The 16347-nt window shown below is 62.7% G+C and carries 16 protein-coding genes and 1 pseudogene; 10 read left to right on the forward strand and 7 right to left on the reverse strand.

Annotated features, from left to right (window positions below; genetic code table 11):
* The first annotated feature begins 227 nt into the window (after window positions 1–227).
* Complete coding sequence (locus tag ACLMAL_RS38450; RefSeq protein ID WP_412003567.1) at window positions 228–971, forward strand: hypothetical protein; 744 nt, start codon at window positions 228–230, stop codon at window positions 969–971.
* A gap of 325 nt (window positions 972–1296) precedes the next feature.
* On the opposite strand, the gene ACLMAL_RS38455 is transcribed toward ACLMAL_RS38450, so the two are convergent.
* From ACLMAL_RS38455 to ACLMAL_RS38475, 5 genes are read right to left on the reverse strand one after another with little or no spacing between them, the layout of a single operon-like run.
* Window positions 1297–2781, reverse strand: a complete 1485-nt coding sequence (locus ACLMAL_RS38455; RefSeq protein WP_412003568.1) for a long-chain-fatty-acid--CoA ligase — start codon at window positions 2779–2781, stop codon at window positions 1297–1299.
* 8 nt (window positions 2782–2789) lie between these two features.
* On the reverse strand, window positions 2790–3986 hold the full coding sequence (gene pcaF / locus ACLMAL_RS38460) for a 3-oxoadipyl-CoA thiolase (RefSeq protein ID WP_412003569.1): 1197 nt from the start codon (window positions 3984–3986) through the stop codon (window positions 2790–2792).
* 6 nt (window positions 3987–3992) lie between these two features.
* The gene (locus ACLMAL_RS38465) at window positions 3993–5150 is read right to left on the reverse strand and encodes an acyl-CoA dehydrogenase family protein (RefSeq protein WP_328403348.1); all 1158 of its coding nucleotides are present in this window, start codon (window positions 5148–5150) and stop codon (window positions 3993–3995) included.
* A 22-nt stretch (window positions 5151–5172) separates the two neighbouring features.
* Window positions 5173–5931, reverse strand: coding sequence for a 3-oxoacyl-ACP reductase FabG (gene fabG / locus ACLMAL_RS38470; protein ID WP_328403346.1), 759 nt, complete (start codon window positions 5929–5931; stop codon window positions 5173–5175).
* A gap of 13 nt (window positions 5932–5944) precedes the next feature.
* A complete protein-coding gene (locus ACLMAL_RS38475; RefSeq protein ID WP_412003570.1) occupies window positions 5945–7096 on the reverse strand; it encodes an acyl-CoA dehydrogenase family protein in 1152 nt (383 codons plus the stop codon).
* Between the two features lie 122 nt (window positions 7097–7218).
* Here ACLMAL_RS38475 and ACLMAL_RS38480 point away from each other — a divergent pair, with 122 nt between their 5' ends.
* From ACLMAL_RS38480 to ACLMAL_RS38500, 5 genes are all read left to right on the forward strand, one after another.
* Window positions 7219–7887 carry a TetR/AcrR family transcriptional regulator gene (locus ACLMAL_RS38480; protein ID WP_412003571.1) on the forward strand — a complete coding sequence of 223 codons (669 nt, stop codon included), beginning with the start codon at window positions 7219–7221 and terminating at the stop codon, window positions 7885–7887.
* Window positions 7888–8346: 459 nt separating this feature from the next.
* Entirely contained in the window at window positions 8347–8928 is a 582-nt protein-coding gene (locus ACLMAL_RS38485) for a TetR family transcriptional regulator (protein WP_412003572.1), read from the forward strand.
* 1 nt (window position 8929) lies between these two features.
* The gene (locus tag ACLMAL_RS38490) at window positions 8930–9739 is read left to right on the forward strand and encodes an MBL fold metallo-hydrolase (RefSeq protein ID WP_412003573.1); all 810 of its coding nucleotides are present in this window, start codon (window positions 8930–8932) and stop codon (window positions 9737–9739) included.
* Window positions 9740–9764: 25 nt separating this feature from the next.
* Window positions 9765–10574 carry an alpha/beta fold hydrolase gene (locus tag ACLMAL_RS38495; protein ID WP_412003574.1) on the forward strand — a complete coding sequence of 270 codons (810 nt, stop codon included), beginning with the start codon at window positions 9765–9767 and terminating at the stop codon, window positions 10572–10574.
* Between the two features lie 341 nt (window positions 10575–10915).
* The gene (locus tag ACLMAL_RS38500) at window positions 10916–11674 is read left to right on the forward strand and encodes a 2-hydroxyacid dehydrogenase (RefSeq protein ID WP_412003575.1); all 759 of its coding nucleotides are present in this window, start codon (window positions 10916–10918) and stop codon (window positions 11672–11674) included.
* 52 nt (window positions 11675–11726) lie between these two features.
* On the opposite strand, the gene ACLMAL_RS38505 is transcribed toward ACLMAL_RS38500, so the two are convergent.
* On the reverse strand, window positions 11727–12317 hold the full coding sequence (locus ACLMAL_RS38505) for a helix-turn-helix domain-containing protein (RefSeq protein ID WP_412003576.1): 591 nt from the start codon (window positions 12315–12317) through the stop codon (window positions 11727–11729).
* 179 nt (window positions 12318–12496) lie between these two features.
* On the opposite strand from ACLMAL_RS38505, the gene ACLMAL_RS38510 reads away from it, so the two are divergent.
* From ACLMAL_RS38510 to ACLMAL_RS38520, 3 genes and pseudogenes are all read left to right on the forward strand, one after another.
* Window positions 12497–13291 (forward strand): class II aldolase/adducin family protein, encoded by a 795-nt coding sequence (locus ACLMAL_RS38510; RefSeq protein WP_412003577.1) that lies wholly within the window; start codon window positions 12497–12499, stop codon window positions 13289–13291.
* 196 nt (window positions 13292–13487) lie between these two features.
* On the forward strand, window positions 13488–13940 hold the full coding sequence (locus ACLMAL_RS38515; RefSeq protein WP_412003578.1) for a MaoC family dehydratase: 453 nt from the start codon (window positions 13488–13490) through the stop codon (window positions 13938–13940).
* A gap of 137 nt (window positions 13941–14077) precedes the next feature.
* A pseudogene (locus ACLMAL_RS38520) lies at window positions 14078–14257 on the forward strand (ATP-binding protein); the annotation flags it as partial.
* A gap of 346 nt (window positions 14258–14603) precedes the next feature.
* On the opposite strand, the gene ACLMAL_RS38525 reads toward ACLMAL_RS38520, so the two are convergent.
* Window positions 14604–15557: an alpha/beta hydrolase gene (locus tag ACLMAL_RS38525; RefSeq protein WP_412003579.1), complete on the reverse strand. Its 954-nt coding sequence runs from the start codon at window positions 15555–15557 to the stop codon at window positions 14604–14606.
* Between the two features lie 51 nt (window positions 15558–15608).
* On the opposite strand from ACLMAL_RS38525, the gene ACLMAL_RS38530 reads away from it, so the two are divergent.
* Entirely contained in the window at window positions 15609–15902 is a 294-nt protein-coding gene (locus tag ACLMAL_RS38530) for a MerR family transcriptional regulator (protein ID WP_412003580.1), read from the forward strand.
* Window positions 15903–16347: the final 445 nt, after the last annotated feature.

The following is a 16347-nucleotide window of genomic DNA, read 5'->3' on the forward strand; positions in this document are numbered from 1 at the left end:
GCGGCGAAGTCCGTGCGGGCCTGGGCGACGGCTTCGGGGTACGCCTGGGCCTTCGCGTTGCCCGAGGATGTCTTCACCAGTCGTCCGCGCGAGGGCATGCCCTCACGTCATCTTGACGACGACCTTGAACTGGCGCGCGTCATCGCCGCCCACCGCCGCACCCGGATGGCGTCGTGACGGCGTAGGTTGTTCGGTGGCGCGAACGCGGCGCTCGCGGCGGTGCGGCGATGAGCGCGCAGTGGGAGTCGTTTGCCGCAGCTTTGCTCGGGCCGAAACAGCAGGCGCTGGATATAGCGCGACGTCATCTCGATCGCGCCACCGCGTCCGGAGCACCCGGGACGAAATCCTGGGCCGAGTTGGCGTGGGCGCTCGCGCTGACCAAGCACGGCGATCCCACCCAAGCCTTGACCGTCGAGCGGACCGCGTTAACGCACCAGCTGAAAGCAGGCAACCTGTGGGGTTCGGTGTTGGCGGTGCACTTTCGGAGTTGGTCACTGGCACAACTCATCACCGACCTGATCGCAGCCGGATGCACCGACCGTGCCCGGCTGAAGGCACTCGCCGAGGAAACCGCTCACCTGACCGGAGGCGCCAAGACCCTGCGCATGAGCATGGGTGCCGAGATCAGGAACATGGGGCCCTTCGGCGATGAAACGGCCAGGGCGATCGACGTGGCGCGCGATGTGCTGGGCCCCGAAGCGTACTCCCTGGCCGAAAGACAGGGCCTATTGTTGCGTCCCGAATCGAACGAGGTGCAGCGGCTGGCACTAGGTACGTTGTCGCTCCGGAAGATGGCGGTTGACCACCCGGCCCGCACCGCCATCCCGTCACACTGGGACGAATTGTCGGCGGCCGAGCAAGAGGTCGCGACCTTGGCCGCCGCGGGGTGGACAAACACCGCGATAGCATCTCGTCGGGAAACTCCTCCAGGAGGATCGACGCGCAGATCGCCGCAGTTTTCGAGAAGCTGATGATCACCTCGCGCAGGGACATCATCAAACTCGTACCGAAACACCAGATCGGCAGAGTCAGGGCAGAAGCGTCGAGACGGCCCAACCCCCACCGTGAACGACGAATATCCCAACGTCGACGTCTGTAGATCGGGCAACCAGCAGAATGTGCGTATGTTACGACCATGCTGCGGTTGTCCGAGCTGCGTCAGTTTTGAGCCGGTCGACCGCAGAGTGATGCTCGCCGACCCGAGTGATCAGCCGACCAGGCCTGCGGTGGCGTGGGTGTGCCGCCGCCGACCGCGGAGATACTGCAGCGCCAGGGCCGGCGTTGAAGCGCTCTGTCCTATGAGAACTGTTTCCTCAGTTCTCGTTTGAGGACCTTGTGGGTGGGCCCGATGGGAAGTTCGGGTACGAATTCGACTCGGCGCGGGTACTTGTACTTGGCCAGATGCTCGCGACCATAGGCGATGATCTCCTCATCAGTGACGGGTCCGGATCTGATGATGACGGCACAGATCTCTTCGCCGTAGGTGGCGTCTGGGACACCGATGACCGCAGCTGCCGCAACGTAGGGATGACGAAGCAGCACGTCCTCGATCTCGGTCGGGTACACGTTGAATCCGCCCCGGATGATCATCTCCTTGATGCGGTCGACGATCGTGAGGTAGCCGTAGGTGTCCTTGCGGCCGAGATCGCCGCTGCGGAACCAACCGTCCACCATGACTTCCGCAGTGGCGTCCGGTCTTCCTATGTAGCCGTTGAACAGGTTGTGTCCGCGAATGACTACCTCGCCTATCGTGCCGGTGGGTAGCAACTCGATCCGGTCGCGTACGTCGGGGTCGGCGATCTCCACGTCGACGCCCCAGACCGGATGTCCGACGGTTCCGGCCTTCGGTGTGAGTTGCGGCTGATTCACCGTGGCTGTCGGGGAGGTTTCCGACAACCCGTAGCCTTCCAGCACGCTGGCGTCGAAGGTGTTCTCGAATGCGTCCAGGACGGTCTGTGGCAGTGACGCTCCGCCCGAGATACACAGCCGCAGCTTGGGAAGGGCCGGTGCTTCCCGAGCTGCCTCGATCAGTCCGACGTACATGGTGGGTACGCCGTGGAATGTGTTGACGCCCTCGGCGATCATCAGTGAAATCGCTTCAGCAGCAATGAATCTGGGTTGCAGCACGAGCGTGGCGCCCGCCCGCCAGGTCGAATTCATCGAGACTGTCTGCCCGAAGACGTGGAAGAGTGGCAGCGCGCCCAGCGCTACGTCGTCGCGGCGTACTTCATTGGCGTCGAATGCGTTGACGGTTGCACACATCACCATATTCAGGTGGCTGAGCTCAGCGCCCTTCGGTCGGCCTGTGGTCCCGCTGGTGTAGAACACCACGGCAGTGTCCATCGGATGGCGTGAGATGAACGCCGCAATCGGCTGGGCGGCAAGAGACTTCGGGTCGAGGCAGTCGATTCCTGCCCGTTGCGCCGCCTCCAGGCCCACCGACGCGAACTGCTCATGACACAGCAAAAGCCGTGTTCCGCTGTCGCGCAACACGTATTCGGCTTCCTCTGCGGTGAGCAGCGGGTGCACCGCGACGACAACGGCTCCAGCGGCCAGGATTGCATAGTAGGCGCGCGGAAAGTCTGCAGTGTTCGGTCCCATCAGTCCGACCCGGTCGCCCGGCCGCACTCCCAGCGCAATCAGTGCGTTGGCTTGTGCACGTGCCTGCTCCCACAACTCCACAAAAGTGATACGGCGCGCGCCCTCGATGAGCGCTACGTGGTGAGGGCGCCGCCGAGCCTGCTCGGCAAGGATGCTCGCCAGTGACAGGGTCGCATTCATGAGAATTCCTATCGTTCTATCAATACCGCGATGCCTTGGCCGACGCCGATGCACATGGTCGCGATCGCGCGCCGGCCGTCGCGGTCGGCTAGTTCGAGCGCCGCGGTCAAGGCGAGCCGGGCGCCGCTGGCTCCGAGGGGGTGGCCGAGGGCGATCGCGCCACCGTTGGGGTTGACGTGCTCGGCGTCGTCAGGCAAACCAAGTTGCCGGAGCGTCGCTAACGACTGTGCCGCGAAGGCTTCGTTGACCTCGAGCAAATCGATATCGCCGATGCCGAGTTTTGTTCGCATGAGCAGCTTTTCGGTTGCCGGGAACGGGCCGATCCCCATGACACGTGGGGGCACGCCGATCGACACCGCGGCATCGACGCGGGCCAGCGGCGACAGCCCGTACCGTTCGACCGCCCGCTCGGAGGCGATCAGCACCGCGGCCGCGCCGTCGTTGAGACCGGAGGAGTTGCCTGCGGTGATGTTGCCGCCGGTGACCACCGACGGCAGCTTCGCCAGGGCGGCAAGGGAAGTCGACCGTGGATGTTCGTCGGTATCGGCGACAATCGGGTCACCTCTACGTTGCGCGACGGTGATCGGCGCGATTTCGCGGGCCAACCGGCCGCCGCGCTGTGCCGCGGCTGCCCGCTCCTGGGAGCGAAGAGCGAACGCGTCCTGGTCAACACGATTGATGTCGTACTCTGCTGCCACGTTCTGCGCGGTCTGTGGCATGGAGTCTGTGCCGTAGCGCTCCTGCAGCCGCGGGTTTATGAGCCGCCAGCCGAGTGTAGTGTCGAAGACTTCGTTCGAACGCGACCACGAAGTCTCGGGTTTCGGCATGACGAATGGCGCGCGGGTCATGCTCTCCACCCCGCCGGCAATGATCAGGTCCGCATCGCCTGCCCGGACGGCTCTGGCAGCACCTGCGACGGCGTCGAGACCGGACCCACACAGCCGATTAACGGTGCTGCCCGGGATCTCGACTGGCAGGCCCGCGAGCAGTGCCGCCATGCGGGCGATATTGCGATTATCTTCGCCGGCCTGGTTCGCGCAGCCGAGAATCACATCATCGGTTGCGGCCCAGTCCACCGTCGGAAGACGTTGCGTCAGTTCGCCGATGACATGAGCGGCCAGGTCGTCGGGCCGGACCGAGGCCAGCGCGCCACCGTATCGGCCGAATGGGGTGCGCACTCCCGCAACGAGATAGGCGGTGTTCATCGTTATCTACAGCCCCATGTTCTTGGCGATGATCATCTTCATCACCTCGGAGGTGCCGCCATAGATACGGTTGACGCGGTTGTCGGCATAGAGCCGGGCCACCGGGTACTCGTTGATATAGCCGTAACCACCGTGCAGCTGCAGGCATCGGTCGATCACGCGGGATGCGACCTCGGTGCAGAACAGTTTTGCCGAGGCAGCATCGGCAGCTGAAAGCTCGCCCAGGTCATGGGCTTCCAATGCCCGATCGACTACTGCCTCGGCGGCGTCGACCTCGGCCTGGCAGGCCGCAAGTTCGAACTTCGTGTTTTGGAAACTGGCGACCGTCTTGCCGAAGACCGCGCGGTCCTGTGTGTATTGCTGGGCGAAGCCGACCGCGGCCTTCGCCTGGGCGTAGGCGCCTACCGCGATGCTGAGCCGCTCCTGCGGAAGATTCTGGCCGAGGTAGGAGAATCCCTTGTTTTCTTCCCCCAGCAGATCCTCGACGGGCACCTTCACATCGGTAAAGGTCAGCTCGGCGGTGTCGGAGACCTTGAGACCGAGCTTGTCCAGCTTGCGCCCGACGCTGTAGCCGGGTGACGTGGTGTCCACCACGAGAAGCGAGATGCCCGAGCGGCGGTCATCGTCGCGTGGGGGAGCGGTGCGAGCGCACACGATCACGCGGTCGGCGTGCACACCGCCGGTGATGAAGGTCTTGGCGCCGTTCAGCACGTAGTGCGTGCCGTCGTCGGCGAGTTTCGCTGTCGTTCGCATTCCAGCGAGATCGGAACCAGTGCCGGGTTCGGTCATCGCAATGGCGAACATGGTTTCCCCGGCTACGAATCCGGGCAACCAGCGTTGTTTCTGTTCCTCGGTCGCCAGCGTCTTCAGATACGGAAGGCACAGCGCAACGTGCACTCCGCTGCCGCCGAAGGACACGGCTGCGCGTGCGAGCTCCTCGGTGATGACGGCCTGGAATTTGAACGACTCGATGTCCGCACCGCCGTACTCGCTCGGTACCTCGATACCGAAGACGCCGAGTTCGCCGAGCTTGTGGTAGAAGTCACGAGGCACGATTCCGTCCTCGTACCACTTGTCGTACACCGGTACGACCTCGGATTCGACGAACGCCCGGATGGTCTCCCGGAACGCCTCGTGATCGACATCGAAAACTGTTCTGCGCATTGATATCTCCTGGTCGTGCAGATTAGAGACGGCGGCCGCCGTCGACGTAGATGGTCTGGCCGGTGACGAATGCGGCATTATCGGAGGCAAGGAACGCGACGACACTCGCTATGTCCGACGGCTGCCCGACCCGGCGCAACGGCGTGATTTCCGCGGTCTTGGCCTGCAGTTCCTCGGCGGTGACTCCGATGCGGGCGGCGGTGTGCCCCGTCATGTCGGTGGCGATGAATCCGGGAGCGACGGCGTTGACATTGATGCCGTACGGCCCGAGTTCCATGGCGAGAGTGCGGGTCAACCCTTGGATGCCAGCTTTGGCGGCGGCGTAGTTGGCTTGTCCGCGGTTGCCAAGGGCGGACACACTCGATGTGTTGACGATCTTGCCGTAGCGCTGGGCGACCATCAGCTTCTGTGCAGCGCGGCTACACAGAAAGGCGCCGCGCAGATGGACCGACATGACCGTGTCCCACTCGTCGACCGACATTTTGAACAGCAGATTGTCGCGCAGTACGCCGGCGTTGTTCACGAGGATGTCCAGCGAGCCGAATTCGGTCACCGCCCGTTCGACTGCGGCCTCGACCTGTTCCTCATCGGTGACGTCGCATGCGATTCCGACCGCCCTCCCGCCTGCGGCAGTGATCGCGTCAGCTGTTGCTCGGCAGGCGGTTTCGTCGAGGTCGACGACGGCAACGGCGGCGCCGTCGGCGGCCAATCGTGCAGCGGTGGCGGCGCCGATACCGCGCGCCGAGCCGGTGACCAATGCGGTCCTTAGCTGGGCACTCATTCAATTCTCCTTGTCAGACAATGGCATTCACGCTGGTCAGTGCGCGGCCGATGAGTAGTTTCTGGATTTGGCTGGTGCCTTCATAAAGCGTGAGGACGCGGGCATCCCGCAGGTACTTCGACACGGGGTATTCGTCGATGTAGCCGTAGCCGCCGAAGACTTGGATGGCGTTGTTGGCCGCCTTGACCGCGACCTCGCTGGCGAACAGTTTGGCCATTGAGGCCTCGGTGCCGAAGGGTTTGCCGCGGTCGACGAGGTCGGCGACCCGCCAGGTCAGCAGCCGCGCGGCGTCGACTTCGACGGCGATATCCGCGAGCAGTTCTTGTACGAGCTGATACGAGGCGATCGGCTTGCCGAACTGCTCGCGCTCGCTGGCGTAACGGACCGCAGCTTCGAGGCAGGCCTGGGCGAGGCCGACGCATCCGGCCGCGACGCCCATCCGGCCTTTGTCCAGCGCCGCCATCGCGATCTTGAATCCGGTGCCTTCGTCTCCGAGTCTCAGCGAATCCGGCACCCGGACTTGGTCGAAGGTCAGCTCGGCGGTTGCTTGTCCGCGCAGTCCGAGTTTGCCCTTGATTTCAGTGCCGGTGAACCCGGGGGAGTCGGTGGGCACCAGGAAGGCTGTGACGCCCTTGGGTCCTGGTCCGCCGGTGCGTCCGAAGACCAGTGCTACGTCGGCGCGAGTTCCGTTGGTGATGAACATCTTCGAGCCCGACAGCACCCAGTCGTTGCCGTCGCGCACGGCTTTGGTGGTCAGGTTCGCGGCATCGGAGCCCGTACCAGGCTCGGTCAGGGCGAAGCAACCCAATGCTTCGCCGGCGCAGAGCCGCGGCAGGAAGCGCTGCTTTTGCTCCCTGGTGCCGTACGTCGCGATGGACTTGGCGACCAGGCCGAGCGACACCGACACGATGCCGCGTACGGCGGAGTCGCCGCGTCCCAGCTCTTCCAGCAGCACGCAGTACGCCAGCGCGTCACCGTCGGATCCGCCGAACTCCTCGGAGACTCCGATGCCGAGGAATCCCATGGCGCCGAGCCTGCCGACGATGGCGGGGTCGACCGCCTCGGCTCGGTCCCATTCCGTGGCGTGGGGGACGACTTCCTTGTCTACCCACGACCTGGCTAGCTTGCGCAGCTCGCTGTGCGTATCGCCCAGTTCGAGATCCATCGCTCCACTCCTGAACCAAACAGTGTTAGGTTTATGTCGTCAAGTTATCCTAACGGCGTTTGGTTTTCAAGATTGGGTGATAGGTTCTGTTGGATGTCGGCGGTCGAGGGTGGAGGTGTGCGATGGCCAGGCCCCGAGTGCCGCTGCTGAGTAGGGAACGGATCCGAGCGACGGCGCTGGAGATGATCGACCGCGACGGTTTACCCGAACTGTCGATGCGCAAGCTGGCGGCCGAGTTGGGAGTGCAAGCGGCTTCGCTCTACGGCCACTATCCGACCAAAGACGATCTGCTCGATGATGTCGCTCGTGGCATCATGAGCCGCGTCGATACCTCGGCGTTCGAGGGCGACGACTGGCGGGCGGCGCTGGAGTCGTGGGCGCGTTCGTACCGGGCGGCGTTGGTCGCGCATCCGAACTTCGTCCCTTACCTGGCCTCCGGTCCGGGTCGGCGCGAGGAGAACCTGCGTGCTGCCGACGCAGTGCACGGCGGCCTGGTGCGAGCTGGATGGCCGCCGCGGCAGGCGACCATGATCGGAGCTGCCACCAGGTATGTAGTGATGGGCTCGACGATCGGCTCGTTCTCTCGCGGTTTCGTCGATGATGTGCAGGTGTATCGGGACCGCTACCCACACCTGGAGCAAGCGCACCTGCTGCGAGCCAAAGCCGATGAAATCGACGCGGAGAGTTTCGACTTGGCGCTGACCGCCTTTGTCGACGGGCTCGAGAACCGGTTCACGGCGATCAGGAAGCAACGAGCGCGGCGTCGAGCGAAGGTTGCCGAAGGCAAATAGTAGAACCAGGCGGTCGACCGTTGCAGGACGACTCGCATTTTGTGATCGCGCTGGTTAGCCCAGTGATGCCCGTTTGTCAGCCTGAGCGGCCCGCGTCCAACGCCTGCGACGGCTCGCTGTTGATTCGAGCGCGGCACGGATCAGAAGGTACGTAATTCGGTGCGCGTGAGACCGGGGCCACCTGCACGTCGTGATACCGACCAACCGGCACGGTGGTTCGCGGGTGACCTCGGGGCTGTCTTGTTTTGGCGCGGTTGCGCACCGAGCTCGGACGGGCGGCATGACGGCCGCACCGGTGGTACCAACTCCGGATGGGAGGGGTGGGCTCTGTCTCTTGCATCGATCGGTGCATTTCTGACGTCGTTGGACCTGGTGACAGCGGGATGAATATGGGCGTTGCGAGCGCAATAGAGAGACCGGTCTATTGATTATGTCAACTGGTCTAGTTAGGATCGGCGCATGGCGAAAGACACTAGGCAGCGGGTCCTGGACATGGCCGCCGGCTTGTTCCAGCGGCAGGGTTACAACGCGACCGGGCTGAACCAGGTGCTTGCGCAGAGTGGTGCCCCCAAGGGCTCGCTCTACTTCCACTTCCCCGGAGGTAAGGAGCAACTGGCATCCGAAGCGGTGTCGTTGGCCGGCGACCGGTTGGGTGAGGACCTGCGCGCCGTGCTGGCGAGCGCTCCTGACGTGCGGACGGCGATCATCCAGATGTGTGATTTGCTTGCCCGCAATCTCGAGGACTCCGGGTTTCACGAAGGCTGTCCGGTTGCGACTGTGGCGTTGGAGGCTGCCTCTGACAGTGCGCAAATCCGGACCGCCTGCGACAGCGTCTATACCCGTTGGTTGGACGGCCTCGCCGGCTATTTGCGCTCACAGTCGGTTTCGAGCTCAGCGGCCGATCGGCTTGCGGCCCTGATTCTCTCGTCGTTACAGGGCGCGCTGCTCATTGCGCGGGTCAAGCACGACGTCTCCTGGGTGCTGACAGTCAGTACTGAGATTGCGGAAGTCGCGGCTCGAGCTGTCGACGGAAAGGAGTGAGATGAAGATTCATCACCTCAATTGTGGCTCTGTGCGCATGATTGAGCCCACGTACGAAGGCCTGGAGACCGCTCATGCGGTGAACCACTGCCTTCTCGTCGAGACGGACTCGGATGGTCTGGTGCTAGTCGAGACCGGACTTGGACTCGAGGACATCCGCAACCCACACACAGTGCTGGGAACGGCGTGGGTGACGGTGGCCGAGCCGGTGTTGTCCGAAGAAGAGACTGCCATCAGGCAAGTCGAAAAGCTGGGTTTCTCTGCCAAGGACGTGCGACATATCTTTCTCACTCACCTCGACATCGACCACTGCGGCGGTCTGCCCGACTTTCCCGACGCACAGGTTCATGTCCTGAAAGCCGAGATAGAGGCAGCCTTCGCGGAAGCACCGAGCTTTCGGTATCGGCCTGGACATTGGACGCACGGACCGAATTGGGTTTCCTATGCTCCAGAATCGAATGACGAGTGGTTCGGCTTCACTGCTCAGCAGGCGCAGGGGCTCTCCAGCGAAATTCTGATGGTTCCGCTCGGAGGCCATACCGCCGGTCACGCCGGTATTGCCGTTCGCACAGGTGAAAACTGGATCCTGCACTGCGGTGACGCGTACTACTACCACCGCGAATTGCAAGCGGACCCCCATCCGCACCCGGTGCTCAACCGTATACAGACCACCGCCGAGGTCCATCACGACCTTCGGCTGGGCACGCAAGCGCGGCTGCGCGAGCTGGTTCGCGACCACAGTGACGACGTCACTCTCATTTCCGCTCATGATCCCTGGGAACTTCAGCGTCTTCAGGCCGCAGGGCTCTGAAAAGACTAGATAGAGAGAAGTCGTCATGAACAACGTAGCTACCTCGACTGGCATGGCGTCCGTCAACGGCGCCGAGATCTACTACGAGCTGCGTGGTGAGGGACCGCCCGTTCTCTGCATCTCCGGTGGATTCGGAGATGGGGGTGCATGGGAGACCGTCGCCACCATGCTCGCCGATAGTCACACGGTCATCAGCTATGACCGCCGCGGCCATTCGCGGAGTCCTCGCCCGGAAGGATGGACGACGACTTCTATGGATGAGCAGGCGGCAGATGCCGCGGGCTTGATCGAGTCGTTGGGGCTCGGGCCGGTGGTGGTGTACGCCAACAGCCTGGGGGGTGCCATCGGATTGACTTTGGTGCTGCGCCGTCCCGAGCTGGTCCGGCTCGCGATCCTTCACGAACCGTTCCTGGCGTCGCTGCTCCCGGACCCGACCCAGGCAAACGCCCCATTGCGCGAGGCGGCGGGACCCTACGTCGCTGATGGAGACTTACGCGGTGCTGCGCACGCAGTGCTGCGGCTGCTGAATGGGGAGGAGGGCTACAGCAAGCTCTCTGACGCACAGGTCGAACGCATGCTGGGTAATGCTGAAACTCTCTTGGGAATCGACCTCCGGGGCTTGGCGACGCTGAACGTGGATATCGTCGAGCCGACCGTCCCCCTGACCATTGCACACGGAACCGAATCGTCGGAATTCCTTGTGGTTGGCGCCCGGCGACTTGCAGAAGTACTCGAAAAGGATCTCGTGACCCTCCCTGGTGCCCACGTCCCACAGGTCACCCACCCGTTGGCTGTCGCAGAGATCATTCGCCAGGTCGTTGGCGCGACAAAGTAGGGCGTGACCGGTCTGGACGACCTGGATTGGCAGGCGGCCGCGGCGGCTGGAAATAGCCCGGGTAGCCCTGGGTGCCATCAGCGAAGTCCAGCAGTGATATTCGGCGTCAACGCTGTTGGTGCAAATTGAACGATGCTGCCAGGCGTAGAAGGTCTGCGCGGTAAGGAAAGGTGCTGTAGATCATGTCGGTGACTGTTCTGGTTCCAGATGAGAACGGGCGGCGCGTACTCTCGCAGCTCGCCGGAGTGCGGGCGCTGCGTTTCGACCCCGGGGAACCGCTGCCGGACGGCGCTGGCGACGCTGAGGTGCTCGTGCCGCGGTTCCTGGCTCGCACTGCCGAGATGATCGATTTGATGCATGACTTACCGAATCTGCGACTGGTGCAACTACTTACTGCCGGTGCCGAGGATTGGATCGGTCGGCTGCCGGACGGCGTGATGTTGTCCAACGGCAGAGGAGCGCACGGCGGCAGCGTTGCTGAGTGGGTCTTGGGCGTACTGCTGACGATCTATTGGGACTTGACGGATTTTGTCGATGCGCAACGCGATCGCCGCTGGGCGCATCACCGGACGGACGGTCTGCGAGGAAAGCGGGTTCTCGTCATAGGTGCAGGTGACCTGGGGAGAACTCTGCAGCAACGGCTGGAGGTGTTCGACACCACAGTCACACTTGTCGGCACAGTCGCCCGGGGCCACGTGCGTGGTGTAGCCGAGTTGCCTGAGTTACTCGGCGGATGCGACGTCGTGGTTTTGATGGTGCCCGTAACCGCAGAAACCGTGGGCATGGTGGATGCGAAGTTTCTCGCCCGGATGACCGACGGCGCGGTTCTGGTGAACGCTGCACGAGGGCCTGTGGTCGATACCGAAGCGTTGCTGGCCGAGCTGAGCTCTGGCCGGTTGCGCGCCGCGCTGGACGTGACCGATCCAGAACCATTGCCATCGGATCACCCGCTCTGGATGGCGCCAGGTCTGCTACTGACCCCGCACATCGGAGGCAGCAGCCGAGGCAACTTCGATCGCGCCTACGCGATCGCGGCCGAGGAGATCACTCGATACGTGGCAGGGGCGAGGCCCAAGAACCTTGTGCTCGGCCAGTATTGATCGACGAGCGAGCATGGGCGGCGGGTCTCCTTGCCAGGTCCCTTCGGCGTTGCTAACTGCTCGGACGGTGCGCAGGGACAGGGTGGTGTACAGGCACCGCTGCCGCTGTCGACGCGATCAGCACGGTGGCGCTTCTGCGGCCGGTATTGATCAGTTTATGGGTACGAGCCGAGTCGAAATGTATGGAGTCGCCGACCTGCAAAGCGATAGCCTTGTCGGCCAGGTCGAGTTGAATCTCGCCCGTCACGATGTGGAGCCATTCCTCGCCGCTATGTGTCGCGGGCGTCGTCCGATTGCCGCCTGGAAGCTCGAACTGGACGACCGCGATGGCGGCATCGGGACCGCTGAGTACCGCGTAGAGTCCTTCCTCCCCTTGATGTTCCATCGCAGCCCCGGCCCGGACCAGGTGATACTCCTTGTCGTCAGGCCCTTCGACAAGGTGGCTCAGAGAAACCCCGTACGCCTGGGCAATTTGAAGCAAACTGGCGATGGAGGGCTGCCGCGTTCCGCCCTCCAAGCGGGACAGGTGTGCCGCGGAAATGCCGGTTTGATCAGCGAGCTGAGCGAGCGTGATATGGCGGTCGCTCCGAAATTTAGCCAGACGGCGGCTAACCCAGCTGTCGATGTCGGCGCTATTTTCCATGCCCCACACACTACCGACCTGATAGGCAAACTGTCGTGTCTCTCAGGTGGTGAGGGGAGATCGTGGGCGATGTAGCAGGGGGAGTCTGTAACTTGCCGGTTAACTTGCCTCAAAGGCAATTTATCTTGCCACGCAGGTGATAGGCTGGGGGTATCAGCCCGATCAGGAGGATGAGTGAGATGACTGTCGCCGACGTCGAAGGGGACGATGTCCAACTGCTGGACCTTCCCGCATTGAATGAATCGAGCGAGTCTGTCGCTGCCTTGCGTCTGCATCGCAAGCAGCAACTCGCCGTTGCCTTTCGTATCTTCGCTCGCTACGGATTCGACGAGGGGATAGCAGGGCACGCAACGATAAGGGATCCCGAGTTCCCCGACCGCTTCTGGGTAAATCCATACGGGTTGCACTTCTCACGTATGCGAGCCAGTGATCTTCTGCTCCTCGACGAAAAAGGTCATGTGGTCGAAGGCGGACGGCGAACCAATAAAGCGGCTTTCTGGATCCACTCATCGATCCACCGGGCTCGCCCTGATGTTGTGGCGGTCATCCACGCTCACACGATTCACGGGCGTGCGTTCGCAGCGCTGGACAAGCTGCTGGACCCGATCGTCCAGGAATCATGTGCCTTCTATGGCGACCACGTTCTTTTCGATGAGTACAAGGGCTTGGTGCTGGAGAAGGAGGAGGCACAGCGGATCGCGGAGAAGCTGAGTGATCGCCGTGCCGCGATACTGCGACACCACGGCCTGCTTACGGTAGGGCGCACAGTGGAAGAAGCGGCATGGTGGTTCATCGCGATGGACCGCGCCTGCCAAATGCAGTTGTTGGCCGATGCTGCTGGAAGTCCGCGCGTGATGACGGCGGAAGAAGCCAGCCTTGCGCACCGGCAATTCGGAAGCGCCAATATGGCGAAGCACAGCTTCAAGGTACTCAGCGATCTCGTCGTCGAGCAGGAGCCTGACGTGTTGGATTGATTTTGGTCGTCACGTACGAGAGCTGAGCATGTCATCGAATGCTTAGATCTATTGAACAGATTCAACTCATTATTTGCTTGAACAGCTTGCATTGATAGTTTGGATGGAATATGAATCTGGTATTGCTAGACCTGGTAGCGGACTCCGGCAACCGGGAGATCAGCCCCCATCATAGGATCGGGCGGGCGCAGTCCGTATGAGGGTATTCGCCACATTCGATGACTTACGCTCCGCAGTCGGTACAGAGATCGGTGTCAGCGACTGGATCACGGTAGACCAAGAGCGCATCGACCGATTCGCCGCTGCGACTGGGGACCATCAGTGGATTCATGTGGACCCGGCTCGCGCAACGCATGGCCCGTACGGTGGCGCCATTGCACATGGGTTCCTGACTCTTGCTCTACTCGCCCCCATGACCCAGCAGGTCATGCGAGTGAGCTGTGCCCGGATGGCTGTCAACTACGGACTCGGTAAGGTCCGATTCATCACTCCGGTACCGGTAGATGGTCGGCTTCGCGGGTCTGTAATCCTCACCTCGGTAACCGATATTGCCGGTGGTGTTCAGGCCGAACGCACCGTTGTCATCTCCCTCGAAGGTGTGCAGCGGCCCGCATGCGTAGTGGAGAGTCTGGTGCGCTACTTGGCCTGAACGTGCGGCCTCGGTGTCGACGGCACCTGGGCGAGAAGAACATGAATGTTGTGCAGCCCAGCTGGATCGGCTCCCACTGACCTGGGGCACACGCCAGGGTCATCGGCGGGCTGGTCGCATGGCGCTTCGTGTTCAAGCTCTCCTCCCGCTGCGAACGCGCGAGCCTGATCGCGGCCATGATCGACCGTCTGGTCCACCACGCCGAAGTCATCTCCCTCAGAGGCGACAGCTACCGGCTCGAAGACCGCAACCAGGGCCCAGTCAGTCGATGTCCACACCTGCCGTACGTGCAACGAACCGAAAAGTCACACCAATGATGTACCACGCGGTTTCGAGGTCTGCTGGGTCTGCTAACTGATCTGCCTTGCCTATCGTCCGCCTCGGGCACAATCGGTTAGTCAGCGGCCAGTGCGCTGGACGGGCTCGCGAATGTGGACCCGGAGCCGATACACACCCAGGCGCAGCATGCTCGGGTGATGATCGAGGTCGTTACTGCGACAGTTCGTGCGGATTGCTCGGCCGCAGTATGTGAGTGGCCGCCACCGGTCAAGCCAGGGTTGTTCACCGCGGAGAGAGCCCGAGCTGTCTAGCGTTGATACGGCTCCGGCCGTCTGGCGCGACCGGAGCCGTATCGGTTGTTCGTCGGATGTCAGCTGGTGGCTTTCATTGTGTGAATGCCTTCTTGAGCGCTGCCGCAGCATCGATTCGGGCTTGTTTGCTGTCGTCGAAGGGGTGCCGGACGAACTCGTGGATCATGCCGGTGTATCGGCTGACGGTCGCGGGCACGCCGGCTTCTTCGAGCCTGTGGCCGTACTGCTCGCCCTCGTCCCGCAGCGCGTCGGCTTGAGCGGTGACGATGAGTGCTGCCGGCAGCCCGGACAGGTCGGGAGCAAGCAGGGGAGAGACCCGCGGGTCGAGCTTCTCTTCTTCGTTGTTGAGGTAGTTGTCCATGAACCAGTGCTGAGTGTCCCGGCTGACGTTGCCGTACTTCCCGGCGTACTCGCGGATGGTGAAATTCGTTCTACGGAAATCGACGTCGGGGTAAATCAGGAGCTGGAAGGTCAAAGCTGGCCCGCCGTTGTCGCGTGCCATCTGCGCGACGACTGTTGCCAGGTTGCCACCTGCGCTGTCGCCGCCGACCGCGATTCGGTCAGCATCTCCGCCGAAGCTTGCGGCATTGTCTGCAACCCACTTGGTCGCGGCGAAGCAGGCCTCGGGCGCTGCCGGAAACTTGTGCTCCGGGGACAAGGGGTAGTCGACGGACACCACGATGCATTCGGCTCCGTTTGCCAGGCTGCGGGACAGGCCGTCGTGGGTGTCGAGATTGCCCAGCATGAAGCCGCCACCGTGGAAGAACACCAAGACGGGGAAAGGGGCGTCACCGCTCGGGGTGTAGATCCGGATCGGGATTGGACCGATTGGTCCAGGAATGGTGCGGTTATCGATCTGGGCAACCGGCTCCGGCTCACCTAAAAGGGGGATCTGCCTGCGCAGACCTTCGCGAGCCTGCTCGGGTGTGAAGGTGTGCAGCTCGCCGAAATTGAAGCCGGCAAGCCGATCCAGGTAGGCCTGGACCTGGGGATGCAAGGAGATCGGGTCTTCTTCTGTAGCGGTCATGCGCCTATGATCCAACTTGAAGTCCGGTTCAAGTCAAGGAGTCCATGAACAATGTTGCTCGATATTGGTGTGGCGGAACGGGCGGGGTTGGCGCCCTCCGCGCTCCGCTTCTACGAGAAGCGGGGCCTAATTGCCTCGCAAGGGCGTAATGGCTTGCGCCGCACCTTCAGTCCCGATGTGCTCGAACGCCTATCGCTGGTAACGTGCGCACGTGCTGCGGGGTTCACGATCGCGCAGATCGCGCGATTCTTGGTGGCTACACCCAGCGATGCCGAACTGCGCACACAGATGGCCGAGAAGGCTCGTCAACTCGATGAGGACATCGCCGTTCTCAGTCGCATGTGAAACGGACTCCGCCACGCCGCGACTTGCTCATATCACCCGCTGGTCGAATGCCCCGATTTCAAACGTTCGTTCGCTGACTCCGGTCGCGGGTAGGTCTGGTGTTGCGACCTGCTGGCCAGTGGGCCGAATCATCCGGTAGTGGGTGAGCCGAGGTTCGCGGATGCTTGCATCCTTGGCGGATGATCGCCCAACTCGCTTTCGAGTTCGGAGATCCGTCGCTGCGCCGCCAGTAACTGCACCGACTCGGTAGAGGAGGTACCGGGTCGCAGTCCGCGGTCAATCTCGTCTTGACGGACCCATTTCGACAGCGTCACTGGAGGGACTGCTGCACGACCAGGTGACAGGTTCGATCACGCGGCCTGACTGGCCGGTGGGGTCATGATCGTCTCGTATTCGATTGGCGTCAAACGACCGAGAGCGGTCTGCCGTCGGCGGCGGTGGTAGG

The sequence above is a fragment of the Nocardia sp. CWNU-33 genome, from assembly GCF_046764895.1.
Taxonomy (GTDB): domain Bacteria; phylum Actinomycetota; class Actinomycetes; order Mycobacteriales; family Mycobacteriaceae; genus Nocardia.

What these genes read in the sequence shown, in the direction of transcription:
- ACLMAL_RS38530 (WP_412003580.1), top strand. Translation starts at nt 15,609, where the DNA reads ATGTTGCTCGATATTGGTGTGGCGGAACGGGCGGGGTTGGCGCCCTCC.
- ACLMAL_RS38510 (WP_412003577.1), top strand. Translation starts at nt 12,497, where the DNA reads ATGACTGTCGCCGACGTCGAAGGGGACGATGTCCAACTGCTGGACCTT.
- ACLMAL_RS38500 (WP_412003575.1), top strand. Translation starts at nt 10,916, where the DNA reads ATGATCGATTTGATGCATGACTTACCGAATCTGCGACTGGTGCAACTA.
- ACLMAL_RS38465 (WP_328403348.1), bottom strand. Translation starts at nt 5,150, where the DNA reads ATGCGCAGAACAGTTTTCGATGTCGATCACGAGGCGTTCCGGGAGACC.
- ACLMAL_RS38455 (WP_412003568.1), bottom strand. Translation starts at nt 2,781, where the DNA reads ATGAATGCGACCCTGTCACTGGCGAGCATCCTTGCCGAGCAGGCTCGG.
- ACLMAL_RS38450 (WP_412003567.1), top strand. Translation starts at nt 228, where the DNA reads ATGAGCGCGCAGTGGGAGTCGTTTGCCGCAGCTTTGCTCGGGCCGAAA.
- ACLMAL_RS38490 (WP_412003573.1), top strand. Translation starts at nt 8,930, where the DNA reads ATGAAGATTCATCACCTCAATTGTGGCTCTGTGCGCATGATTGAGCCC.
- fabG (WP_328403346.1), bottom strand. Translation starts at nt 5,931, where the DNA reads ATGAGTGCCCAGCTAAGGACCGCATTGGTCACCGGCTCGGCGCGCGGT.
- ACLMAL_RS38525 (WP_412003579.1), bottom strand. Translation starts at nt 15,557, where the DNA reads ATGACCGCTACAGAAGAAGACCCGATCTCCTTGCATCCCCAGGTCCAG.
- ACLMAL_RS38475 (WP_412003570.1), bottom strand. Translation starts at nt 7,096, where the DNA reads ATGGATCTCGAACTGGGCGATACGCACAGCGAGCTGCGCAAGCTAGCC.
- pcaF (WP_412003569.1), bottom strand. Translation starts at nt 3,986, where the DNA reads ATGAACACCGCCTATCTCGTTGCGGGAGTGCGCACCCCATTCGGCCGA.
- ACLMAL_RS38495 (WP_412003574.1), top strand. Translation starts at nt 9,765, where the DNA reads ATGAACAACGTAGCTACCTCGACTGGCATGGCGTCCGTCAACGGCGCC.
- ACLMAL_RS38480 (WP_412003571.1), top strand. Translation starts at nt 7,219, where the DNA reads ATGGCCAGGCCCCGAGTGCCGCTGCTGAGTAGGGAACGGATCCGAGCG.
- ACLMAL_RS38505 (WP_412003576.1), bottom strand. Translation starts at nt 12,317, where the DNA reads ATGGAAAATAGCGCCGACATCGACAGCTGGGTTAGCCGCCGTCTGGCT.
- ACLMAL_RS38485 (WP_412003572.1), top strand. Translation starts at nt 8,347, where the DNA reads ATGGCGAAAGACACTAGGCAGCGGGTCCTGGACATGGCCGCCGGCTTG.
- ACLMAL_RS38515 (WP_412003578.1), top strand. Translation starts at nt 13,488, where the DNA reads ATGAGGGTATTCGCCACATTCGATGACTTACGCTCCGCAGTCGGTACA.